Annotated in this window: 23 protein-coding genes and 1 pseudogene; 9 read left to right on the top strand and 15 right to left on the bottom strand. The window is 39.3% G+C overall.

Annotation, left to right across the window (positions count from 1 at the left end):
- Window positions 1-26: 26 nt before the first annotated feature.
- Entirely contained in the window at window positions 27-980 is a 954-nt protein-coding gene (locus MKY45_RS09055) for a D-2-hydroxyacid dehydrogenase (RefSeq protein ID WP_042533361.1), read from the bottom strand.
- Between the two features lie 215 nt (window positions 981-1,195).
- Here MKY45_RS09055 and MKY45_RS09050 point away from each other — a divergent pair, with 215 nt between their 5' ends.
- Window positions 1,196-2,065 (top strand): ATP-binding protein, encoded by an 870-nt coding sequence (locus MKY45_RS09050; RefSeq protein WP_175297044.1) that lies wholly within the window; start codon window positions 1,196-1,198, stop codon window positions 2,063-2,065.
- Between the two features lie 21 nt (window positions 2,066-2,086).
- Entirely contained in the window at window positions 2,087-4,000 is a 1,914-nt protein-coding gene (locus MKY45_RS09045; RefSeq protein WP_341172847.1) for a vWA domain-containing protein, read from the top strand.
- A gap of 442 nt (window positions 4,001-4,442) precedes the next feature.
- Here MKY45_RS09045 and MKY45_RS09040 read toward each other — a convergent pair whose 3' ends face one another.
- Window positions 4,443-5,471, bottom strand: coding sequence for a PTS transporter subunit IIC (locus MKY45_RS09040; RefSeq protein WP_341172846.1), 1,029 nt, complete (start codon window positions 5,469-5,471; stop codon window positions 4,443-4,445).
- A gap of 217 nt (window positions 5,472-5,688) precedes the next feature.
- On the opposite strand from MKY45_RS09040, the gene MKY45_RS09035 reads away from it, so the two are divergent.
- From MKY45_RS09035 to MKY45_RS09020, 4 genes and pseudogenes are all read left to right on the top strand, one after another.
- The gene (locus MKY45_RS09035) at window positions 5,689-6,435 is read left to right on the top strand and encodes a DeoR/GlpR family DNA-binding transcription regulator (protein WP_042533356.1); all 747 of its coding nucleotides are present in this window, start codon (window positions 5,689-5,691) and stop codon (window positions 6,433-6,435) included.
- Window positions 6,436-7,347, top strand: a complete 912-nt coding sequence (gene pfkB, locus MKY45_RS09030; RefSeq protein ID WP_042533354.1) for a 1-phosphofructokinase — start codon at window positions 6,436-6,438, stop codon at window positions 7,345-7,347.
- Window positions 7,348-7,363: 16 nt separating this feature from the next.
- A pseudogene (locus MKY45_RS09025) lies at window positions 7,364-7,804 on the top strand (PTS sugar transporter subunit IIA); the annotation flags it as partial.
- Between the two features lie 69 nt (window positions 7,805-7,873).
- A complete protein-coding gene (locus tag MKY45_RS09020; protein ID WP_193065127.1) occupies window positions 7,874-9,757 on the top strand; it encodes a PTS fructose transporter subunit IIABC in 1,884 nt (627 codons plus the stop codon).
- 122 nt (window positions 9,758-9,879) lie between these two features.
- Here the strand turns inward: MKY45_RS09020 and MKY45_RS09015 are convergent, their stop codons facing one another.
- Window positions 9,880-10,095, bottom strand: coding sequence for a DUF2187 family protein (locus MKY45_RS09015; protein WP_042533352.1), 216 nt, complete (start codon window positions 10,093-10,095; stop codon window positions 9,880-9,882).
- Window positions 10,096-10,251: 156 nt separating this feature from the next.
- Between MKY45_RS09015 and MKY45_RS09010 the strand changes: the two genes are divergently transcribed.
- Both MKY45_RS09010 and MKY45_RS09005 read left to right on the top strand, forming a co-directional pair.
- Entirely contained in the window at window positions 10,252-10,659 is a 408-nt protein-coding gene (locus tag MKY45_RS09010; protein WP_193065113.1) for an SLAP domain-containing protein, read from the top strand.
- Between the two features lie 426 nt (window positions 10,660-11,085).
- Window positions 11,086-11,703 (top strand): response regulator transcription factor, encoded by a 618-nt coding sequence (locus tag MKY45_RS09005; protein ID WP_226895178.1) that lies wholly within the window; start codon window positions 11,086-11,088, stop codon window positions 11,701-11,703.
- Window positions 11,704-11,835: 132 nt separating this feature from the next.
- Here the strand turns inward: MKY45_RS09005 and MKY45_RS09000 are convergent, their stop codons facing one another.
- The 8 genes from MKY45_RS09000 to MKY45_RS08965 all read right to left on the bottom strand — a co-directional run bounded on the left by MKY45_RS09000 (window position 11,836) and on the right by MKY45_RS08965 (window position 18,147).
- Window positions 11,836-12,090 (bottom strand): spore coat protein, encoded by a 255-nt coding sequence (locus tag MKY45_RS09000; protein WP_042533348.1) that lies wholly within the window; start codon window positions 12,088-12,090, stop codon window positions 11,836-11,838.
- Window positions 12,091-12,105: 15 nt separating this feature from the next.
- Window positions 12,106-12,291 carry a hypothetical protein gene (locus MKY45_RS08995; protein WP_042533346.1) on the bottom strand — a complete coding sequence of 62 codons (186 nt, stop codon included), beginning with the start codon at window positions 12,289-12,291 and terminating at the stop codon, window positions 12,106-12,108.
- Window positions 12,292-12,397: 106 nt separating this feature from the next.
- On the bottom strand, window positions 12,398-12,931 hold the full coding sequence (locus MKY45_RS08990) for an isochorismatase family protein (protein WP_042533342.1): 534 nt from the start codon (window positions 12,929-12,931) through the stop codon (window positions 12,398-12,400).
- A 327-nt stretch (window positions 12,932-13,258) separates the two neighbouring features.
- Entirely contained in the window at window positions 13,259-13,801 is a 543-nt protein-coding gene (locus MKY45_RS08985) for a GNAT family N-acetyltransferase (protein WP_042533340.1), read from the bottom strand.
- 180 nt (window positions 13,802-13,981) lie between these two features.
- A complete protein-coding gene (locus MKY45_RS08980; protein ID WP_042533338.1) occupies window positions 13,982-14,437 on the bottom strand; it encodes a GNAT family N-acetyltransferase in 456 nt (151 codons plus the stop codon).
- A 105-nt stretch (window positions 14,438-14,542) separates the two neighbouring features.
- Complete coding sequence (gene thrS, locus MKY45_RS08975; protein WP_341172845.1) at window positions 14,543-16,471, bottom strand: threonine--tRNA ligase; 1,929 nt, start codon at window positions 16,469-16,471, stop codon at window positions 14,543-14,545.
- Entirely contained in the window at window positions 16,461-16,622 is a 162-nt protein-coding gene (locus tag MKY45_RS08970; protein ID WP_341172844.1) for a hypothetical protein, read from the bottom strand. Before MKY45_RS08970 ends, thrS begins: the two co-directional genes overlap by 11 nt.
- Before the next feature lie 739 nt (window positions 16,623-17,361).
- Complete coding sequence (locus MKY45_RS08965) at window positions 17,362-18,147, bottom strand: lytic polysaccharide monooxygenase (protein WP_341172843.1); 786 nt, start codon at window positions 18,145-18,147, stop codon at window positions 17,362-17,364.
- A 288-nt stretch (window positions 18,148-18,435) separates the two neighbouring features.
- Here MKY45_RS08965 and MKY45_RS08960 point away from each other — a divergent pair, with 288 nt between their 5' ends.
- A complete protein-coding gene (locus tag MKY45_RS08960; protein WP_042533332.1) occupies window positions 18,436-18,681 on the top strand; it encodes a phage holin in 246 nt (81 codons plus the stop codon).
- Between the two features lie 78 nt (window positions 18,682-18,759).
- On the opposite strand, the gene MKY45_RS08955 is transcribed toward MKY45_RS08960, so the two are convergent.
- The 4 genes from MKY45_RS08955 to MKY45_RS08940 form a co-directional block, all read right to left on the bottom strand.
- Window positions 18,760-19,659, bottom strand: coding sequence for a diacylglycerol/lipid kinase family protein (locus MKY45_RS08955; RefSeq protein ID WP_289585441.1), 900 nt, complete (start codon window positions 19,657-19,659; stop codon window positions 18,760-18,762).
- Window positions 19,660-19,987: 328 nt separating this feature from the next.
- Complete coding sequence (locus tag MKY45_RS08950; protein WP_341172842.1) at window positions 19,988-21,085, bottom strand: hypothetical protein; 1,098 nt, start codon at window positions 21,083-21,085, stop codon at window positions 19,988-19,990.
- A 95-nt stretch (window positions 21,086-21,180) separates the two neighbouring features.
- Window positions 21,181-21,966 (bottom strand): ABC transporter ATP-binding protein, encoded by a 786-nt coding sequence (locus MKY45_RS08945; RefSeq protein ID WP_042533326.1) that lies wholly within the window; start codon window positions 21,964-21,966, stop codon window positions 21,181-21,183.
- A 331-nt stretch (window positions 21,967-22,297) separates the two neighbouring features.
- Window positions 22,298-23,017, bottom strand: a complete 720-nt coding sequence (locus tag MKY45_RS08940) for a DUF998 domain-containing protein (RefSeq protein ID WP_042533324.1) — start codon at window positions 23,015-23,017, stop codon at window positions 22,298-22,300.
- Between the last annotated feature and the right edge of the window lie 88 nt (window positions 23,018-23,105).

The following is a 23,105-nucleotide window of genomic DNA, read 5'->3' as shown; positions in this document are numbered from 1 at the left end:
CCATATTCTTTTTTTTGAATTATTTATTAATAACCACGTTCATGCTGGTATAGATTAATCGACGGCGCTTTCCCATCTAAATAGTTCTTTAAATTCGGAATAAAAATATCTTCAATCACACGCTGATTATAAAACTCCGTTGCTCCTGCGGTATGCGGTGTCAAAATGACATTTTCCATCTCCCAAAGCGGATTAGATGCTTCTAACGGTTCCTTTTCAAATACATCCAGCCCGGCACCGGCAATTTCATTATTCTCTAACGCCTCAATCAGCGCTTTCTCATCAACAATTGACCCTCGTCCGATATTGACAAAGAAAGCATCGTTTTTCATCTGTTTAAATTGCTCTGCGCCAATCAGACGATGGGTATCCTCTGTTAATGGCAAAGTAACAACTACATAATCACTTTGCGGAAGTACTTTATCTAATTGATGCGGCTGATACATTTCATCCACATTTTCTGCAGCTTTCCCTGAATGACGGACTCCAAGCACCTTCATCCCAAAGGCTTTTGCTATTTTAGCTGTTTCCTGTCCTATTTTCCCTGTGCCAAGCACTGCCATTGTCTTGTTATGGATTTCCCCGCGAAGTTTTGCGTGGTGCCATACTTTTTCCTGCTGCTGTCTGACATAAGTATGAATTAACCGTGTAAATCCTAGAATATACGCAAAAATTGTTTCGGAAATCGGATAGCTGTGCACCCCGTTTGCGCTTGTTAATTGAATGTTCTTTTCCACAATTTTATCTAAGTTTAACGAATCGACCCCTGCACTCCAGGATTGTACCCATTTCAGCTGATTGCTTTCCAGATAGGTACTTTCTTTATCCTTGCGCCAATTAACAAGGATTTCTGCTTGCTTCAGAATATCATCAGAAAGTTCTTTGCCTGTATGGATTTCCCAGTCTGGAGCAGCCTTTTTTATTTCTTCTACATACGTATCCTCCAGATTTAAATGAATTGCCATCGTCCTTTTTGCCATATATCCTCCTATCCGACACCATTCTCATAAACATCGATGGTACCTGTCTCTATATTCTTATCATTATCTTAGCAATTGCTCAGCCATATCGCAACGACTGCGCATTCTTTGTATTTTTCGAGAACAAGTAATACAATTGTGAACGGAGCCTATATCTATTTAAAGACATTGATAAAACGGAATCACAGCAATGGATTTCGAAAGGAGAAACAATAATGAATGCTATTCAATTACCTGAGGCAGTCCAAGAGCTGCTTGAAAATAATAAAAAAGAAGTAACAGATCGCGAGGAATTGATTCGTTCCGGCGGATACCTCCCGCCAAGCGATGATTTATTGATTGATGCCATTGTCGCATTAAGTATGGGTAAAAATATATTATTAAAAGGACCGACCGGCGCTGGGAAAACAAAATTTGCGGAAACCCTCTCCTCTCTTTTTCAGCGGCCGATGTACAGTGTAAACTGTTCCGTTGACTTAGATGCAGAAAGCTTGATGGGGTTCAAAACGCTTGCTTATGAAGAAGAAAAACAGACAATTGAATTTGTTCCGGGGCCAGTTACCAATGCAATGAAGCAGGGAACATTTCTTTATATTGATGAAATTAATATGGCTAAGCCGGAAACCTTGCCGTTGATTAATGGTGTTTTAGATTATCGCCGAACGATTACGAACCCTTTCACCAACGAGATTGTGACTGCTGCAGACGGGTTTGGCGTTATCGCGGCGATCAACGAAGGCTATATTGGAACAGTTCCTTTAAACGAAGCATTAAAAAACCGTTTCATTGTCATTGACGTACCTTATATTCAAGGAGAACAGCTGGAACAATTAATTACTGAATCGACCAAACTGACAGACAAACAGCTGATTGGGCGTTTTGTGACACTATCCAATGATTTGATCACAGCGGTAAGTCAAGGAAAATTGTCAGAGGATGCTGCTTCTATCCGCGCCCTGCTGGATGCTTGCGACCTCTCAACCTATCTTCCGCCTAAACGCGCTATTTTACGCAGTATTGTGGATAAGCTCGAAGAAGATCGTGAGAAAGCGTTTGTGGGGAATTTGGCAGACACGTTATTTTAATTAAAGAGGAGTAACTTTGATATGTACCGATTTCACCAAACAAAGGTTGACACCCATTTATTTATGCAATTGCAGGATTTAACGACTGTTTTGGCGAAGAATGAACAATTGCAATTCGAGTCCAGCTTTGGTTCCTTTATTGATATAACAGAAAACAAAGTAACCGCTGGCCGTTTTTGGGACCGTCTCCCGGCTGAAATGCAGGAAGCGGGCGCGAAATCAGATGTCATCCTGCGCACATTAGGCACCCTGCATCAGACCGATGTAAAAATCCTGCAGCAATTCAAAAAGGATTGGGAAGATTCCCTTCTTCCCAAATTCGCAATTCAGCTGATGACATTATTAGAAGACATTCGTTTAGAGGACGCAATCCGGAAAGAACGTCCGGGCACGAAGCGAAACTTTTCTTACAGGCGAGCGTATTTCCATCACTATTTCACGACCCAGCTGCAGTCCAATGTCACACGCAGCTATGCAACCGATGAAATATTTTGTATGATTTATTTATTGCTTTTTGCCAATCAGCCAGACCCGGGGTTTCCTCGTGTGGAGAAAGCACAGCTGGAGATGCTCGACAGTATAAAAGGGCATCTGTACAGCGTCTTTGAGACAAAGCATACACGTGATAATGTGGCGTTGACCGAACAAATCATGCGAAAAATGCAGCAAGCAGGCTATACAGATTCAATTCACGAATACTTCATCCTGCCAATCGGGCATGTCGAATCGTATGAAAAAAATACGCTGTTTGATGAATTAACACGTACCGATCCGTTAGTGAATGACGACCAGCAGGAAGAAACAAATGAAGAAAATGAATACTTCGATGAAACCTTCTCTACCTGGCATCGTGAAAATAAAAATGATGACCGCAAGCAAAACTTTCTGCAATTTGAGTTGGAGCAAGGCACAAAAACCTCGATGCTTGGCGGCGGTGCCCGGGAAACAGAAGACGGCGATCAAGCAATGGCTGCGATTCAAGGAACTTCCGGTCAGAGTAAACAAAATGACTATTCCGATAAGGAAACGCTGACCAAAGAAGAAAACACTTCTGAAAACAGTAGTGAATCAAGCTTTGGGAAAGAAAATGAACATGCACAGATGTTTACAGAGTATGCAGAGACTCCTACAGAGGATGAACAATTACAATACCGGCAGTTTGTAGAGGAAATTGATCCCTTTAAAAGAAAACTTGCCAAAACCATTCAATTAACGTTAGAGCATAAACAGGATACACCGAGAACAGATTTATTATTTGGCAGGCTCTCTAAAAAACTGCTTCCTATCTTTTTAGAGGATTCTCCACGTGTATTTTATAAAAAGGAACAGGAATCAAAAGAATTCGATGCGGTCTTCACCCTATTGATTGATTGCTCTGCCTCGATGGAGAACAAGATGGAAGAAACAAAACGCGGTGTGACCCTGTTTCATGAAGTGTTAAAAGAGCTGCGCATTCCGCATGAAATCATCGGTTTCTGGGAGGATGCCAATAAAGCGAGTGACAGCTACCAGCCGAATTATCTGCAATATATCCAGACTGTGGAGGATTCTTTGTATAAAGAGCAAGGAGCTAAAATTATGCAGCTGGAAGCACAAGAAGACAATCGAGATGGCTTCAGTATTCGTCATGTCACTAAAAAATTAATTCCCCGCAGCGAGAAAAATAAATTTCTGCTGATTTTTTCCGACGGACAGCCGGCAGCTTCCGGCTATGACCAGAATGGCATTGTGGATACGTATCAGGCTGTAGCCGATGCCCGCAAGCATCAGATTGATGTAGTTGGAATGTTTCTCGCAAACGGTCAGATTGAAGAAAACGATGATACAATGATGCAAAATATTTACGGGAAAGAACGCATCATGGTTCCAGATGTGAGCGCCCTGCCAGAGCATTTCACTCCGCTGCTCAAGCGTTTATTACTGAAAGCAATTTGATAAAACGAAACTTCACTCAGTGGGAGTCTTTCGACGCACAAATGTTTCCGATGGGGCGAGTAATCGCAAAAGCACTTCGATGGGACGAGTAATCGCAGTCCCAGTCCCAGGATGTGCTAGTGCAGACGTTGCGACAAATGTTTTCGGTGGGGTGAGTAATCGCAACCCCAGGACGTCGCGAACTTAGTCTGCTTCCTTAATTCTCCCACTGAGTGTTAGCTGAGTGATTCAGGGAGTTAGCGTCCGTTATCTCCCGCCTAAATAAATTTATTTTTACGCTTTATTTTGAGGCGGGAGTTTTACGGACGGTTCTCCGTGATAAAGTGTTTTTTCCCCATATAAAAGGCGAGCATTTTTCGGAAATGCTCGCCTTTTATGATTAAATGCAAATATATACTATTTTTCTGAATTTTATTTCCAAACCAATATAACCTGGATAGCTTTATTGAACTTCCATGTGCAGATCGCCTGTTTTTGCCCAGCCTTTCATCTGCAGTGCCTTGTAAGTCATTACAGAAATAATTGCCGGCGTAATCACACCAACTACAATATACATGACTAAAACGCCCGCACCTTGGTTGGCTAAAATATTTAATGGCGCAATAAACGAGTTTAATCCTAAACCGGCTAGCTCATAGGGTACTTCAAAATCAAATATTAAAATAGCAATGGGTGCACAGATAATCGATGATGCAAACGGTCCGATAACTAAGCGCGGATTCTTCACAATATTTGGGACCTGCACTTTCGGCGTTAAGAAGAATTGTGCAATATTTGCACCTAAATTGTTTTGTTTGACCGACATGGCAGTGAACCCTACAAATTGAGCTGTGCAACCAATCAATGCCGCAGCACTTGATACGGAATCAAGCTGTAGTGCAATGGCTATAGCCGCGGAAGATGCCGGCGACATTAAAAAGATACTCCAAATTAATGAAATAACAATCGCTGAAATAAACGGAGACCCTGTAGTAGAGCTTGCGATGATTGCACTGATTTTCTCAAGTAATGGGGTTGTCACGGCCGCTAAACCAACACCTGCAACTCCCCCTACAAAAATAGAACAAAACGGAATTGCCATCATATCAAGCGATGTTTTCCCTGTTACACGCTTTCCGACCCAGGTAGCAATAACAGCAGCCAGTACTGCGCTGATAGGCTGTCCTGTAATAAGCGTCCAGCTTCCGTCAGCCGTCATAGATAAAGCATTCGCGCCAACCGTACTGGAAGCCATCGCTCCAAAAATAACTAATGTATTTCCCCCAAGCTGATAGGCTATTCCAGCTCCAATCGCCGGCGCCAGCATCAGCTGAGCTGCATTACCAATCAATAGAAAACCTTCCCACCCTGTAAATGTTCCGATTGTTTCAATCAACAATCCGATACCAAGCGTCACTAAGACGGCGTTCGCCAATCCTTGTGATGCTTTGTACATTCGATCAATTATGTATTTCTTTGTTGACTCTTTCACTTTTCGTACCTCCTAATAATTCACTTAAATTCCTTTTCTTTAAATTAGTGGGAAATGTTATTTAATTCTAAACAGAAAGTGCTATTTATCATAAACCCATTTCTTTTTTGCGTCAATAATTATTTTTTTCTGAATGTTTATCTTTTCGATGAAAATGAACGTTTTTGGTTGTTTCCGACTGAATTTAATGATATTCTATCATTAAGAGGTGAAAGTAATGCTGACAGATGAACGCCATCAATTTATTTTACATCGTCTAAATGAAAGCGGTGTAGTTAAGTCTGTAGATTTAATCGAGAGACTTAACTGCTCTGAGTCCACTATACGTAGGGATCTTGCTCATCTAGAAGAAAAAGGGCTCCTGCTCCGCATCCACGGCGGAGCAAAATTGAACGCTACATTTGGAGCGGAATTGACCTATCAGGAGAAAACAGTCAAAAACAGTCAACAAAAGAAAAATATAGGAAGGCATGCTGCCTCCCTTTTAGAAGAGAATGATGTGATTTATTTAGATGCAGGGACGACAACACTGGAGATGATACCGCATCTTGCTAATTTGTCGATTACCGTTGTAACAAACGGTATTGCCCATGCTTCGATGCTTGCAGACAGACAAATTGAAGCCTATCTCGTAGGCGGTAAATTAAAGCATTCCACAAAAGCAATGGTGGGCGCGCCAAGTCAACATTCTTTAATGAATTATCAATTCACTAAAGCCTTTCTCGGCGTAGACAGCATTGATATGACATATGGCTGTACCACGCCGGATCCGGAGGAAGCAACAATGAAACAGCTTGCTATTGAAAGAGCTTCAGACACATATTTTCTTGCAGATGACAGCAAATGGAACAAAGTCAGTTTCGCAAAAATATGTAATTTCTCGGATGTAACGTTTATTACGGATAAAATATCAACGATTCACCAACCCTATTTAAATCACACAACTATTTTGGAGGTAGATTAGATGATCTATACAATCACTTTAAATCCATCGATTGACTATATTGTTCCGGTCGACAAATTGGATTTAGGCGGGCTGAGTTATATGAATAATGATTATAAGCTCCCCGGCGGAAAAGGCATCAATGTATCACGAATTTTAAAGGCACTCAGGGCAGACGCTGTTGCTCTTGGATTTGTCGGAGGCTTTACCGGAAAATTTATTGAAGATGCTTTAGACGAATTAGATGTTCGGACAAACTTTGTTAATATCCAGGAAGATACCCGCATCAATATTAAGCTGAAAGCTGATCAGGAAACCGAAATAAATGGACGCGGTCCTGCTTTATCGGATGAAGAAGTGGCAAGGTTCCTGAAGCAATTTGAAGAAGTGAAGGATGGAGATACGGTAATTTTATCCGGAAGCAAGCCCCCTTCCCTTCCAGACAACTTCTATGAGCAATTAATCCAAAGAGCAACCGATCAAGGTGCTGCGTTTGCGATTGATACAACAGGTGCTGCCCTTGAAGCATCCTTGAGCTACCAGCCGTTATTAGTGAAGCCGAATATTCATGAGCTGGAAGCATTATTTGATGTGAAGCTGCAAACAGATGAAGAAGTCATCGCTTACGGGAAAAAGCTCTTAGAAAGAGGGGCAAAACACGTGATTATTTCCATGGGTGGAGATGGTGCATTACTTATCACGAAACAGGGAAACTATAAAGCAAAAGCACCAAAAGGAAAGCTGATTAACTCCGTAGGTGCCGGCGACTCCATGGTTGCAGGATTTATCAGCTCCTTCTTAAAATCGGGAGATCCGGCCGAATCATTTAAAACAGCAGTTGCTTCTGGCAGCGCTACTGCTTTTTCAGAAGACCTGGCTACTGCAGAAGCCATTGAAAAGCTGCGTTCCCAAATCCAAGTAGAAACCATTTAATTTTTAAATAGAAAGGATGAGAAACATGCAGGTAACCGATTTATTAAAAAAAGATGTTATGATTTTAAACCTTCAAGGCACATCGAAAGAAGCTGTCATTGATGAAATGATTTCAAGTCTTTATAAAAATGGCATTATAACAGAACAAGCATCATTTAAAGAAGCTATCCTGGCTCGCGAAGACCAATCCTCCACCGGCCTCGGTGACGGAATCGCCATGCCACATGCGAAAACAGCAGCTGTAACTGAACCTACTGTCTTATTCGCTAAAAGTGAAGCAGGAATCGATTATGATTCCTTAGATGGACAGCCTGCCCACCTCTTCTTTATGATTGCTGTTCCTGATGATGGAAGTGATACGCATTTGCAAACCATCGCAGCGCTATCCCGTCTTTTAATGGAACCGGATTTTACAGGTAAATTAAAAGAAGCAGGCACTCCAGATGAAGTACAAGCGCTTTTTGCAGAAGCAACCGAAGAAAACGATGCTCCGGAAGATGAAGCAGCGGAAGATAAAAACGAAGAGATGAATGTCACCGACCTATTGAAAAAAGACGTCATGCTTCTTGATCTTCAAGCTTCATCCAAAGAAGCAGCAATAGATGAAATGATTGCAAACCTTTATAAGCATAATGTTTTAACAGAGCAGGCATCTTTTAAAGAAGCTATATTGGCTCGTGAAGAACAGTCCTCTACCGGGTTAGGCGACGGTATTGCAATGCCGCATGCAAAGACAAAAGCAGTAACCGAACCTACTGTTCTATTTGCTAAAAGTAAAATTGGAGTAGATTATAATTCCTTAGACGGACAGCCTGCACACCTTTTCTTTATGATTGCTGTCCCTGAAGGCGGAAACGATACGCACTTACAAACACTGGCTGCTCTTTCCAAACTGTTGATGGAACCTGTCTTTGTAGCAAAACTGAAAGAAGCATCTACTCCGGATGAAGTGCAGCAGCTGTTCCTTGATGCAACACAAGAGGATACAACAGAGGAAAAAGCAGAGGCGCCCGAATCAGGCAGTTCTGCCAGCAGTGATGAAAAACCTTTCGTCGTAGCAGTAACCGCTTGTCCCACTGGTATTGCCCATACCTATATGGCAGAGGATGCTCTCAAGAAAAAAGCAAAAGAAATGAATGTAGACATCAAAGTAGAAACAAATGGTTCAGACGGTACGAAAAACCATTTAACAAACGAAGACATTGAGCGTGCTTCCGGCGTTATCATTGCTGCCAGCAAAAAAGTGGAAATGGCCCGCTTTGATGGCAAGCACGTTGTTGAGCGACCGGTTGTAGACGGCATTAAAAAAGCAGAGGAACTTATTACCAAAGCATCGGCGCAAGATGCTCCCATTTATCGTGACTCCGGGGAAAAATCTGAAGAAGACGGCGAATATGAAAAACAATCCGCCTGGGGTAAGATTTATAAGGATTTAATGAACGGGATTTCCCATATGCTTCCATTTGTTATTGGTGGCGGGATTCTAATGGCTATTTCCTTCTTGTTTGAAAGTTTCTTAGGAAGTGAATCAGAATTCTTCTTATTCTTTAACAGCGTAGGAGGTACAGCATTTAATTTCTTAATCCCAATTCTTGCTGGTTATATCGCCATGAGTATCGGCGACAGACCTGGTTTAATGCCTGGTATTGTAGCTGGTATGATGGCAGTACAGAGTGACGCCGGTTTTATCGGCGGTCTTATCGGTGGTTTTGTAGCTGGTTACTTGGTGGTATTAATCAAACACTTATTAAAAGATCTGCCACAGTCTTTAGCAAGTCTTAAACCAATTTTATTATATCCTGTGCTCGGGTTACTTGCCACGGGAACAGCAATGTACTTTGCAATTGGACCAGTTTTTTCTAAGCTAAATAGTTTCATCCTTAGTTTCCTTGAAGGTATGGGAACAGGAAATATTGTTATACTCGGTATCCTTCTTGGCGGCATGATGGCTATCGATATGGGTGGGCCATTTAATAAAGCTGCTTATACTTTCTCTATCGGAATCTTTAATGATACAGGAGATGGAGCATTTATGGCAGCTGCCATGATTGGTGGTATGGTTCCTCCATTAGCAATCGCTCTGGCAACAACGTTCTTTAAAAATAAATTCACCCCAGATGAGCGTAAATCTGGAACAGCGAATTATATAATGGGGCTATCCTTTGTTACAGAAGGCGCTATTCCATTCGCAGCTGCTGATCCATTACGCGTGATTACCTCATCTGTTATCGGTGCTGCAATCGCTGGAGGATTGACTCAATTCTTCCATAGTACCATTCCAGCACCACATGGCGGTATTTTCGTTGTTTTCTTAGGTAATGCATGGTGGTTCTTCTTACTATCATTACTTATTGGTACAGTTATCTCAGCGTTAATACTTGGTATATGGAAAAAACCAGTTTCCAAATAAGAAAGAATCCATACCTGGATTTTCAAGGGGCGAGTTCGACAAATGTTGAACTTGCCTCTTTTTCTAATATATAAAAAAGCTCTGGCATCATTGCGATGCCAGAGCTTTTTATTATATCGAAACTATTTTCTCTTGTAATTTTTATGGTTAACTACGGTTTTGATCGGTTCCCCTGTAGATGGGTGATTTCCGATACGGACAATAACTGAATTCTCGCGGATAATAAGCACTTCTGCTTTCTTACCTTTATATTCACCGCGAACAATACTAATCGTTTCACCGACCTCAGCAATATCCTCCTGCTTCACCGGTTCTTGTTCTAAATTTTCTTCTTCCATGTTATAACCTCCCTGTATCAATAGCGAACTAGTAATTTACCTCATTCATCGTACCACAAGTGTATAAGGAATTATATTTTTTTTCAAAAGAAACGCTAAAAATTTATTTCTACGCTCGAATCTTATATAATCAAGGTATCTTAAGGAGGATTTGTTATGAACCTTGTTTTTGACCCTAAATGGGATAAAGCGCTTCCCGATACAGACCGTCTTAAAATTGAACAAACGTTTCAAAAATTCGTATTGCCGAATACTGCCGGTAAACAAATAACATTTACCCCTTTATGGCAAGCAAGAAATCACCGGTCTGATTTATTGGTTACTGTTTTAATAAATAATTATAGCGGCCAAGCGTATTCCTTTGGAGACACCACACTAAAATACGTCGAAGACAACGCAGTAAAAGCCGAAAAGACATTCACTTTAGAAAGAGTTTATGTGCCTCCAGACTCTAGCATGCCCTGGACATTTATTTTTCCGGAATCCAGCTTTATAAACAGCTCTATTAACTTACATGGCAGCTTAATTTGTCACAACTTAAACGACCTTGATCCTCCTGATTGATTATGACGGATAATGGCTAATTATGATGAAAAATAACCGTCATTATATTTACTGGTTAAATCTGGAACCGGAAAATAGATTAAAAAACGTACCCTTTGAACTAAGTTTCGTTTTATAATTAGTATATTACTTGGATATTCATGCATAGGTAGGTACTTTTTCTTTTTTAAACCGGGATTTAACTATCATTTTTTATTAAAAAACTATTACAAGATTTTAATTCATACAATCCTATGCTATATTTGAAGATAGGTTTCATCATGAACAAGTTGAAAATCCATATCCCTGCCCTTATAGTATTAAAAGCTCGAACAGATTAGTCGAAACCTGTAAGTCAGCTTCAAGAATCAACATCGCATAATTATTCATTTTATATTGACATCACGAAAATACTTGCTCAAATGACAGGAGAGGATAATATTGAGTATGACACCAACTTCGAATTCAACTTTGAATTTTATTGACGCATTTACGTTATCTGAAAAAACAAATTTAAATATTTCAATCCTATCTTTAAGAGATTTGGATGATTTTCAACTTGATTCATCAAATATACCGGATTTAATTATGATCCCAATTTATCAATACAACGATATTACACGCATTCTTGAACAGGAACAATTAAAGGATGTTAAAATTGCAATCATCCTGCCTAATTTGCATATGAAGGATATTATCCGATTGTATGAATTTGATATAGATGGATATTTTGTTAAAAATATGAGCCTGAATGAAATCATATCAGGAATCCGTTTTATCAATGAAGGATGCATTTATGTTTACCCCGAGTTAGCTAAAGCATTACACGATGAATTTTTAACTTTATCTTCTACGTTACAATCCCGTCCGGATGGTCTTCTTACCAAACGGGAATGGGATGTTTTACTTGAAATATCCAGAGGAAACAACAATGAAATTATTGCCAATAACTTAGAAATCTCTGATAAAACAGTGAAAAACCATGTAACCACCGTTTTACGTAAGTTAAATGTTAATGACCGGACGAATGCGATGCTGTTAGCGTATCGGAAAGGCTGGATCTAAAAAATAAAAAGTATAACTAAAACGAGAAGCCTATGAAATATATAGACTTCTCGTTTTTATAATGAATGGTTTGTAAAGCACTCAGGCATTCTAAAACTGCACTTTATGCTTTACACACTCTCTTTTCAGCTATTAGCTGCCCTGAGATAATTCTGTTTGCACTTGTTGTACTTCTTGAGGTGTTGCTGTTTGACCAGGCTGATAATAACCATGCTGCAATGCATATTGATATACTTTCAATTGGCGTGCTTCGTCCCGATTTCTTAGTTCTACAAATTTTTGGCGCAACGCAGGGTTATTCGATTCAGAAATATAACCGGCGTAACCTTTCAAACTTGCATTAAGACCGTTTAAATAATCATTTACCATCTCTTTATCCTGAAACATTTTCAAATCACCCTCCTACTGTAAAAATGACATTAATTGTTGTTGTGCATTACGAGCATCCTGCGCATCAAATTGCAGGATTGATTTAAACTCCGGATCTTGTGCCTGTTCAGCATATGCCTCCAGCTTATTCACAATCATCCCGTGCTCTCCAATAACCTTACGCAATGTTTCCAGTTCTGTTTGCGTTAATTGGTTCATCAGACAAACCCCTTTCCAAAAATTTATCAAGGTTATTATGCCCGGTGAACTCATTTATATGCCTTTGGATAGGTGCGATAAAGAAATTTTTTACTGTTTTAATGCATCAAGTCTGTATCCAAAATTTATATTCTTCCATATCAAGTACTTCTATCGATCCTGACCAATGCAAAACAGTTCCAATAAAATCCGGAATATCTAAGTCTGACATCTCATATACTTCTCCATTATTTACGGTAGCAGTAGCATCCTCTACAAATACAACTTTGAAACCTCTATCATATGCAGCAATTGCTGTAAATAAACAACAAAATTCTGTGTTAAGGCCAATAATGACAAGCTCGTCCACTTTATATTTCTGACACTTTTCCAATAAATCTGTTTGGTAAAAAGCACTGGGAGTTTCTTTTTGAATTATTTCTGTAGCATATTTTTTAAAAGACGGATAAATCTCTGCACCTTTTCCCTCAATATAGAACGGATCTTCTCTATTTTCACTAGTATGTTGAATAAAAAAAACAGGAAAATTCTGATTTGAAAAATCCTTTAATACCGTCTCCATATTTTTTACACGTTGCCCTAGACTATATTGTTCATTAATCAGCTCTTTCTGCATATCAATTGCTAATACTGCCTTCAATGTAGCTCCTCCAATTGTATTTAAAATTTTTTAATTTATTGAATCAATATATACCATTAGAATCAGCTCTCTAATTTAAATTCCTGCTTTTTTGCCAAAAAAGAGTTTCCTTATATAGGAGAACTCTTTTCATCAGCTTATTTTTTAGTGCTTTTTATCTTTTCCGGATAAAAAGTTATTTGCTTCTTTTCATTTTAATAATACTTAATTTGACCTTGAAGCGTTCCAGTATATAATTCAAACTTATATTCATCAAAATTTGTAAAATAAAGAATGGTTTATTCCTTGAATATACATTTAAATCCCTCTATGTCGAAATTTCTTTTATTAAGCCTTTAATCTCAAAACATCGCTTGTCAGCTTCGGATCAAACCCGTAGATTTCTTTCTGCTTGTATGAATGGATTTCCTCATAAATAGTTATCATATAATCCAGTAATTGCTCATTTGTTTTCTCTTGTTCATCCCAGTACATAATATCCAATTCTATTTCTGTATGAGATACTAATGCCTGGAATCGATAAGAAATCCTTTCTGATACCTTAAAGCCTTCACGGAAATAAAAACGCAGGCGTTTCTCTGTATCTTCATCCCTTTCATCCACTGGCTCTACTTCCAAAATAATCGTTTTCCGTTTGTTTTTTAGCTGTTGAATCAACTTTTTACCTATTCCCTTTCCCCGAGCCCTTTCAGAAACCCATAAAAAGTCAACAAAAACAAAATCGGCATACTCCGCATACATCATAATATGTAAATCACTTTCATCCTTATGATAATGATTGGGCTTATCCACCAGTAAAGCTTTTAATTGCTCTTCTGCTTTCATTTCTTCCACTGGAAAATATCCGTTTAATCGTTGAAACCAATCCATTGTAAAACCTCCTGAAAAATTTTTTGCTTCCCTTTTTTATTTGCTGTCTCCAGTCACAGCTGACTATTTGACAGGAGAGATAGACACACGAATACAGCGTCAAGGCAATGAACGCTTTCCTTGATAAAAGGCCGATGATTTCATAGAATCATCAGCCTTAAAATCATACTTCGCATTCCTCTACTCTTCCATCAAAAGCACTGCTTCTTCTTCTACAAATTCACCTGTCCGCTGAAAGCCGCTATGTTCATATAATGTGATGGCAACATGATTTTCCTTCACGGTAGATGTACGTAACGCTTCTTTCGGATAATTCTTTTGGAAGTCTTCCATAAATTTCTTTAAAGAAGCTTTTCCATATCCTTTGCCTTGAAAATCCTTCGCAATCATAAACCGGTCCATCCACCATGAATCCTTATCATAAATATCACTTGCCGGATAATAGCATAACATGAGAAATCCGACCATTTCCTCCTCATGATAAATCGCATAAGGACGTTTCTCTTCCTTTTCATAAACTGCTTCCAAAACAGAATACCAATTAGGAGCTATAAAATCTTTTTGATTATCATTCACCTTTAATAATGAGCATTTTTTATAGTTCGAGCTGTCAACCTTCTTAAATGTAATTGTCATCCTCACTCATCTCCCTTAGTTATAGATGATACTTTCATTTTAAACGATAGGAAAAAGAATGGACAGTAATTACTCAAAGATATCTGGTTTAAAATTCCTGATGCTTCAAAATGATACGTGCTTTTCCGCAATTTCTTTTTCGAGTCGTTTCCGTACATCGCTCGCAGGTGAGCTCTGGCTTTGCTTTTCGCCATATTTCCGGACGTTTATCGCCTCGTTCTCTTCTTCCTCATCACCGACAACAAAAATATACGGTATTTTTTTCATCTGTGCCTCTCTTAATTTTAATCCCAGCTTTTCTTCCCGATAATCTGCTTCAATACGGATACCTGTTTCTTTGAAAGTATCCATTAATTGATTTGCATAGGAATGATGTGCAGAGGAAACTGGTAAAATAATGGCTTGAACAGGAGCCAGCCAAACTGGAAAAGCGCCTGCAAAGTGTTCAAGCAGAATACCAAAAAAGCGGTCGATGGATCCATAAATTGCCCGGTGGATAACAACAGGGCGCAGCTTTTCATTTTCTGCATTGACATAAGTTAAATCAAATTTTTCCGGCATTTGAAAATCAAGCTGTAATGTCGCACATTGATGGCTGCGTCCTAAGGCGTCTTTGATATGAAAATCAATTTTTGGGCCATAAAATGCGCCATCACCTTCATTTACTTGGTAAGGCAGCTCCATACGCTCTAACACATTTTCTAACGCCTGTTCTGAAGCCTCCCAAGCAGCATCCTCTCCCATAGATTTCTCTGGACGTGTAGATAATTCAACCGCATAGCTGAAGCCAAACACCCCATATATTTCATCAATTAAACGAATGGCTCTTTCCATTTCCGCCTCTACCTGATCTTCCCTTGCAAAAATATGGGCATCATCCTGACAGAAAGTGCGGACCCGGAGCAGTCCATTTAAAGCGCCGCTGTATTCATGACGATGGACTTGACCGAATTCCGACAGCCTGATTGGCAAATCACGATAAGAACGCAGCTTTTGCTTATAGATTAACATATGCCCCGGGCAATTCATCGGCTTTAATGCGAAATTGGTATGATCGACTTCCGAAAAATACATATTCTCCTGATAGTGATCCCAATGGCCTGACTCTTCCCAAAGCTGCTGGTTCATCAGAAGTGGTGTACGCACTTCCTGATAGCCTGCTTTTAATTGTGCTTCTCTGGAAAATTGTTCAAGCTCCTGGCGAATAATTTGACCATTCGGCAAATAGAACGGCATGCCAGGCGCTTCTTCAGAAAACATAAACAGATCCAGCTGCTTTCCTAATTTACGGTGATCTCTTTTTTCTGCTTCCTCTATAAAATGCAAATGTGCTTCTACATCTTTTTTCTTCGCAAAGGCAATGCCATAAATACGCTGCAGCATTTCGTTATTACTGTCGCCCCGCCAATATGCTCCTGCCAGCTTTATAAGATGAAATGCTTTAACATACCCAGTAGATGGTAAATGTGGACCTCTGCACAAATCAGAGAAATCTCCTTGTTCATAGATTGTGATTGCTTCATCAGCCGGGATACTTTCTAACAACTCTACCTTATAAGGCTGATGGTGTTTTTTGAAATAAGCTTTTGCTTCTTCCAAGGAGAGTTCATACGAATGAATTGAAAGATTTTCCTGAATAATCTTTTGCATCTCTTTTTCGATTTTCATCAAATCTGCCTGTGTAATGGATTCCTGACATTTCATATCATAATAGAACCCATGTTCAATCACCGGCCCAATACCAAACTGAACGTTTCCTTTTCCGTAAAGCCGCTCAACAGCCTGTGCTAAAATATGTGCTGCAGTATGCCGCATAACCTCCAGACCTTCGTCTGAATCCAGTGTTAACAATTCAATTGCACTCTCTTCGGAAATAGGATAACTTACATCTACCAGCTTCCCATTCACTTTTCCAGCAACAGCTTTCTTCGCTAAGCCTTTTGATATTTGTTCAGCGATTTCTTTTAAGAAAACTCCTTTTTCTACATCATCTTCTCTTCCATCCGGAAATCTAATTTTCACTTCATTTTTCATTTTCTTCATACTCCTTCTTCATTTTAGGCAAATAAAAAAGCATACACTTCCCTCTATACAAAGGGACGAATATACTTCTCCGCGGTTCCACCCAGATTCCCGCCAAGTGATTGGCAGCTTCATTTTGCAGTAACGTTGCATATGACGGCATCAGTTGTCACCCTGACGCAGCTCGGAGGTGGTAAATTACGCTTCTTGGTTAGAGAGCTCTCACCTTCTGCTCCCCTCTCTTTAAACCTTCCAAGTAATTCATGTCCTCTTCTTCGCTTTTCATTGTTCCAAGCTTTTTATTGTATTAAAAAAAACACATCCTCCCCTTCCTAAGAAGGGGCGAATGTGTTATCTTCGCGGTTCCACCCAGATTCCCGCCAAGTGATTGGCAGCTTCATTTTGCAGTAACGTTGCATATGACGGCATCAGTTGTCACCCTGACGCAGCTCGGAGGTGGTAAATTACGCTTCTTGGTTAGAGAGCTCTCACCTTCTGCTCTCCTCTCTTTGAGCCTTCCAAGTAATTCATGTCCTCTTCTTCGCTTCTCTTGAATAAATTATAAAATATCATACTAAAGTTTTTTAATTTATGCAAGGGGAATTTTTTATTTGATAATTACACTTATAATGTGTGTTCAAAAAGCCAGATAAATAAGACCAAGTCGGCTAAGGCTGTAACGTCCTGGGACTGCGATTACTCTCCTTACCGGAAACGTTTGTGCGTCGAAAATTAAAGATGACGAGCTATCTCCAAACAGAGCGTATGCTTGAGAGTATTGGAAATAGCTCGTCAACGCAAAAATTCGCTATGTCATTTTTAGTGGGACTTTTGAACATTCTCTTATATTTCAATAGCTTATCTGATTAGACTATTTAGATGTTTAAAGAATGCTGTTTTTTTCATTCAATAACCTCCCAGACACCAGAAATTCCGGGCGTTTCTCCACTTGTCCACCATTTTGCTTGGAAAACTTTTCCGTTATAGATAACTTTGTCTCCTCCAAGATAAACAGCATTAGCTTCCCATACCGGATAATTAGGGACTTCTGTTTCCGATTCTTCCGGGTCTTGTTCTGCCCCATCTCCGTCAAAGTCAACGTCTATAACATTATAGAAAGCATTCGCCGTATCATCCACATCCCAAACACCTAAAATAACATGGTAACCAGTCCTCTCAGGAATCGTTACTTGATGCGTTACTTTCTCCCCAGGTCTCGCCCCTCCATCATACACTTCATAAAATGGAATAAGTTCAAATTGGTCTCTGGTTAATGGTTCATTCGGATTCCAATCGGGTTTAGTTATATAATAATGCCATTTCGTTGTTGCATGCATCGCTGTTAAATGCCAAGTAAATGTATTAACTCCTGAATTCAAATCAACTTTTTCCCATCGATCTGAAGTCTGCTCATCTAATTCAGGAAAAACCCCCCCCGCCGAAGCAATTTCCCCATCTGAAATACTTACTCCCGGAAATCCTTTTGGTGCTTCTAAGCTTTGTGGCTCCCATTGAACACCGCCGCAATTTGTATTCACCTGTTCATTACACAATAACCCTCTTGATTTTGGCTGCTCAATATACCCATGTGCAGCAACAGCTCCTAGCCCAACAAACATAAAAAAGACGAGCGAAATAACGGTTGTTCCGAGATACTTCAGTGACTTACCATGAAATAACCTTTGCATAAAACTCCTCCTTTACTTGTTTAGACGGTTATAGATTAAAATCCAATGTTTTCTTAATGATATAATATTTTGGCTAATTTTCATTTAATTTACAACCGTCTTAAATTTATATTATCACTAAAAATGAAAGCGTCAACATAGATTATAATGTTTAATACAATTGTAACATTTTTGATACTTATGTAACAATACATTCTTATAATTCAAAAAAATCATAGCATTCCAATAAAAAAATTCCGTTATAATTCTTTTACCCTGCCCATATCTTATAAAAAGGAGGCTGCTTTCTTGAGTGAAAATCTGGCAAAAATAAATAATAAATGGATTCGGCTGGCTGTTTTAATCATTGTATTCATCAATACAGCTGCCATGCTGTTAGGCTACAAACTCATCCCTTTATCGAACGAAGAGCTTGTTTCCGTGCTATCTCTCATCGCTTTATTCATATCCGAAATCTGGAATCATTGGAAAAATAACAGCTATACCCCCTCCGCAAAAGAAGCGGATAAACTGATGGAAAAGCTGAAACGTTAAGATAGAAAAAGCTGATGGACAAGGTCCTGCCCCTCTATATTTAGAGAAGGCATCCCCTTATCCCTCAGCTTTAGCTTTTTATTCCATCTCCCCATAAATCATGTCCAAATGTTTCGGGAGCACTTCAATCGTTGCTGGTGTTTTATTTAAAAATTCGCCATCACAATCAATATTTTGTTCCGGGGAAGTAGATACTTCTAAACGGTTTGTCCGAAAATAAATAATATCATCATCTTTTTCATTTTCCGGATAATCATCCTGTATCTTAGCTTCCAGCCATTTCTTTAAATACTTCAGTTTTGCTTCTTTGACAATCAGGACATCGAATTTTCCGTCCTGTACATCTGCATTCGGAAAGAAGGATTGAATCCCGCCGAGAAAGGAACCATTTCCAACAACCAGCAATTCTGCTTTCTCATCATAATCGAATTCCTCACTATGCAATTTCAATGCAAAAGCTTCATTTTGAAAAGCAAGCCTGGATGTATTCAGATAATAAGAAACCCTTCCGAAAACCTGCTTATTTGCTTCATCCATTTCTTCAGCAACCTTGGAAATAATACCGATGCCCCAGAAATTTAAAAAGTAATTTTCCCCATATTTACCCACATCGACCTGCATTCGTTTCTGCATGATAATTTGCTCTAACGCTTCTATTGGCTTTTGGCTGATGCCAAGCGTCCGGGAAAAATCATTGCATGTTCCGCCTGGCAAAATAGCAAAAACCGGCCTGTTTTTCAATGGAACGAGGGCATTCATAATTTCAAAAACAGTTCCATCTCCCCCACCCGCAATCAGTAAATCAACTTCTTCCGCATGCTTTTCAACAAAACGTTCTCCATCCCCTTCCTTTTTGGTCTGCAAGATAGTTACCTCTTCAAATATTTCCGTTAATCTAGATTGAATTTTATCTAATTGTTGTGCCAGCTTTTGTTTTCCGGCGTTCGGGTTTATAATTAAAGCGACTTTTTTCACCATTTCCGCTCCTCACAAATCCATATTTTACTGCATCAATATGTTTAAAGTTCTCCATTACATTTATAAATAATCATAAAGTGAGACTTCATTCAACGTGAGCCTGCGCCTGTTATCTCCTGCCTAAATAAATACTTTTTCACACTCTCTTGGAAGACGTCAGTTTTACAAGCGCTTCTTCATGAAAAATACCTTTATTCCATTGTACATGAGACCTGCTGTTCTTGCTAAAACACAGCCTAAATTATTTGTAAGATGTTATTCCTTCAAAAGAAAAAAGCTGGCGAAACGTTTTCCTAGAACATTCTACCAGCTGTTAATCTATTCTTATTTAGAATTCTGTCTCTTTTACTTCTCCGGTAGTCTGATCTACCGTATACCATCCATACGTAGCGGTATGTGCTAAGCCGTCATCCTGATCAACAAGCTCATATACCTGTACCACATAGTTTCCTTCTTCATCCTGGTGACTAGTAACAACCTCTAAACTATCGTCGACCATATTTAAGTGTTCTTTAACTAATTTTTCAGCTGCTGCAGCATCAATCGATGAGGCATTCTCATCTGTATTCTCTTCTTCATTCTCTTCTGATTCCGGATTCTGATTGCTCTCAGAGTTGTCCATATCGGCATCGTCTGATGTATCACTGTCACTGGTATCTGTACCACCCTGACCAGAATTATTTTCCTCACTGTCAGGACTTACCTGATCATTTTCTTCTTCCGTTGCATTTGCTTCATTATTAGCTGTATCTTCATCTGTTGATTCATTTGTTTCTTCTGCAGCTGCTCCATCCGTATCCTGGTCTGCAGTGTCATTGTCTGTATTATTTTCCTGTTCGGTCTGATTCGAATCCGCTTCAGCCTCACTATTTGAAGTATCTCCGTCATTTTCCTCAACTGGAATATCTTCTGTTTCCACATCAGATACGATCCACTTCTCTTCATTCCAGAAAATAGAATAAGTAACGCTAAGCATATTATCCGTCTGTTCCTGCTCTACTTCATACAAATTATCTTCTGCTTTTTCTAATTCATATGTTTCTTCTTCATCAAACCAGACAGGTTCTTCGGAAGCAACTATGTAGATGGATCCCTCTTCATTCTCTTCAAAATAAGCATCTGCCATCTTTGCTGCTAAATCCTCGGACATAATGGTCGAGAATTCCTCCTGAAGCTCTTCCGGAGAATCAAAATCCGTTACTTCTCCGTCTTCCGCTGCATTTTCAATCACATTTTGGAATGCTTCATTGTAGGTTTGTAATACCTCTTCTGCTTCTTCTGCCTCTAATTCAGGGATTTCTTCTGTCTGTTCATCCGGTTCTGGCATTGGCTTTTGAGCTTCTTCGTCATCATTATTGCTGCAGGCTCCCAGCAATAATACGATAGCCGCAGCTACAGCCATCAGCCTAAACAATCTGCTTTTCACTATATTTTCCCCCATTTCTAATTTCTTCTTCTTTATCATACACCTTTTCCAGTAAATTAGAAATATCTTCAAACAGGGAAAAGTCATGCAAGCCGCTACCTTCTTTTTTCAATCGTTAACCAGGGTCTGCCTCCATCCCAATGTACCTGAACAGGGATTTTAAATGTTTCACTTAATAAAGCATCGGTTAAAACATCGTGCTTTTCTCCAGTCGCTACTAATTTTCCGTCACGAACTAAGGCCACGTGGGAAATGGCTTCTGTAATTTCTTCGATATGATGTGTAACATAAAGCAGGTGCGTATTCGCTTGTATATCGTTCATTAATTCCAGTACCTCTTCACGCGATAAAATATCTAAACCGGAGCAGGGTTCATCTAAAATCAGTATTTCCGGTTGACTCATTAACGCCCGGCCAATAAGAACTCTTCTTCTTTCCCCTTGCGAAAGCACTTGATATTTTTTTCCTTTTAAGTAGTCTAATCGAAGGTCTGAAAGAATCTGATCAGCCTGCTGCCAATCCGCTTCAGATACCTCTTCATAAATCCCAAAGGAAGCAAATTTACCGCTGATAATCACATTTTCAACCGGCTCCAGCTGGATCGTCTCTTGAAAACGCTCCAATGCACTGCTTACATAGCCGATTGATTTTCGTAATTCAGATAAATCTGTTCTTCCAAAAAGCCGATCCAGCACGGTCATTTTTCCAGACGTCGGATAATTATAACCAGTAATAATATTTAAGAGCGAGGTTTTACCTGATCCATTTAAACCTAAAATCGCCCAATGCTCTCCCTCTTTAATTTGCCAATTAATATCCTGTAAAATTTCCTGATCATTTCTGCGCCATGTTATCTCATTAAAATAAACAATGTTCTCCATTTCTTATCCCCTCTATCTAATTGAAAAGTCTGTTAATTATTCCGCTAGAATACTATAAGATGTGCTGCTTTTCTAGTAAAATGCACTTTATGATTTCTGTTGCCGCTAGTTTTTCGGTTAATTCTATCTATTTGTTTATTGTCGGCTGCTTAGGTCTTTTTCCTTCTCCACCTTAACAATTTCATAATTATCAGAATATCCAAATCAAAGCACTAAGCCGCTGTCAGTTCAATCTTATTTATTGAATTGTTAAGTTTAGTCAGCAAACAGATTGATAATTCTATGAAAAGGAGTTATTTCATGCATTTATCCATGTCTTTGCAATTCAGCTTCATATATCATATCCCCTGCTCCAGAGACCAATAGCCGTACCTGTCAGCCAGATATATACCGAGGCATAGAGAATACGCTGAAGCAAACCGCCGGGCAGACTGGTCAATACAGGCTGTAAGAAAAGACTGAAAAGAGCTGCTGAAGTGACTGTCGTACAAATCATCGTCCACCAAAATAGACGCGGCATTTTTTTATAAATCGCAATACTGATTAAAATCATCGCAGGAATCTGCACAATCATTCCCGGGAGTGCTGTGAACGTATGCCAATAAAAATGAATATCTGCAGGAATGATACCAGAGATGCCATAACTCACTCCAAAAATTCCAATAAAAATACTTGCTATTTTAGCAGAACGAACCTTGGGCCATAGCGGGTACAGCAAAACAGCACCCATCAAAACAGCTAACCCGGTTAAGAAAAATGTCCAGTTCATCAGCCAATGGTAGGGTGAACAGATAGCGTAGCTTGCAAGTACATACGTATCCGTTCCACAAGCCGTTACTCCAAGGTCACTCATCGGTTGATTCATAAAGCTATAAGGAGCTGTAGTTGCCCGGATAACAACTGCTTCGATGATAAAATAAGCACTTAAAGCAATCCAGCTGAGCAGACCGATTAGAATAGATAATCTGTTAGATTTACGTAATAAAAATATTACTGCAACAGCCGCCAATGCAACAATCAGCATTGTTATTGCGTGAAATTCATAACGCATTTTCTTCTGCCTCCTCTGCTAATTGAATATATGGTCATTTGGCAAAGTTATATTCACTAATTCATATCCCTTTCTTTCTACTTACGTT

It is taken from the genome of Oceanobacillus sp. FSL K6-0251, from assembly GCF_038004725.1.
GTDB classification, from domain to species: domain Bacteria; phylum Bacillota; class Bacilli; order Bacillales; family Amphibacillaceae; genus Oceanobacillus; species Oceanobacillus oncorhynchi.
The sequence above is the reverse complement of the archived record's forward strand: the minus strand, read 5'-3'. Positions and strand labels throughout refer to the sequence as shown.

Excerpts from the sequence above, each read along its gene's own strand:
- MKY45_RS08955 (WP_289585441.1), bottom strand. The coding sequence starts at position 19,659 with ATGGTGAAAAAAGTCGCTTTAATTATAAACCCGAACGCCGGAAAACAA.
- MKY45_RS08945 (WP_042533326.1), bottom strand. The coding sequence starts at position 21,966 with ATGGAGAACATTGTTTATTTTAATGAGATAACATGGCGCAGAAATGAT.
- MKY45_RS08940 (WP_042533324.1), bottom strand. The coding sequence starts at position 23,017 with ATGCGTTATGAATTTCACGCAATAACAATGCTGATTGTTGCATTGGCG.
- MKY45_RS09045 (WP_341172847.1), top strand. The coding sequence starts at position 2,087 with ATGTACCGATTTCACCAAACAAAGGTTGACACCCATTTATTTATGCAA.
- MKY45_RS08980 (WP_042533338.1), bottom strand. The coding sequence starts at position 14,437 with ATGACAATTACATTTAAGAAGGTTGACAGCTCGAACTATAAAAAATGC.
- MKY45_RS08965 (WP_341172843.1), bottom strand. The coding sequence starts at position 18,147 with ATGCAAAGGTTATTTCATGGTAAGTCACTGAAGTATCTCGGAACAACC.
- MKY45_RS09010 (WP_193065113.1), top strand. The coding sequence starts at position 10,252 with ATGAACCTTGTTTTTGACCCTAAATGGGATAAAGCGCTTCCCGATACA.
- pfkB (WP_042533354.1), top strand. The coding sequence starts at position 6,436 with ATGATCTATACAATCACTTTAAATCCATCGATTGACTATATTGTTCCG.
- MKY45_RS08970 (WP_341172844.1), bottom strand. The coding sequence starts at position 16,622 with ATGCCGTCATATGCAACGTTACTGCAAAATGAAGCTGCCAATCACTTG.
- MKY45_RS08995 (WP_042533346.1), bottom strand. The coding sequence starts at position 12,291 with ATGAACCAATTAACGCAAACAGAACTGGAAACATTGCGTAAGGTTATT.
- thrS (WP_341172845.1), bottom strand. The coding sequence starts at position 16,471 with ATGAAAAATGAAGTGAAAATTAGATTTCCGGATGGAAGAGAAGATGAT.
- MKY45_RS09000 (WP_042533348.1), bottom strand. The coding sequence starts at position 12,090 with ATGTTTCAGGATAAAGAGATGGTAAATGATTATTTAAACGGTCTTAAT.
- MKY45_RS09050 (WP_175297044.1), top strand. The coding sequence starts at position 1,196 with ATGAATGCTATTCAATTACCTGAGGCAGTCCAAGAGCTGCTTGAAAAT.
- MKY45_RS09035 (WP_042533356.1), top strand. The coding sequence starts at position 5,689 with ATGCTGACAGATGAACGCCATCAATTTATTTTACATCGTCTAAATGAA.
- MKY45_RS09015 (WP_042533352.1), bottom strand. The coding sequence starts at position 10,095 with ATGGAAGAAGAAAATTTAGAACAAGAACCGGTGAAGCAGGAGGATATT.
- MKY45_RS09005 (WP_226895178.1), top strand. The coding sequence starts at position 11,086 with ATGACACCAACTTCGAATTCAACTTTGAATTTTATTGACGCATTTACG.
- MKY45_RS09020 (WP_193065127.1), top strand. The coding sequence starts at position 7,874 with ATGAATGTCACCGACCTATTGAAAAAAGACGTCATGCTTCTTGATCTT.
- MKY45_RS08985 (WP_042533340.1), bottom strand. The coding sequence starts at position 13,801 with ATGGATTGGTTTCAACGATTAAACGGATATTTTCCAGTGGAAGAAATG.
- MKY45_RS09055 (WP_042533361.1), bottom strand. The coding sequence starts at position 980 with ATGGCAAAAAGGACGATGGCAATTCATTTAAATCTGGAGGATACGTAT.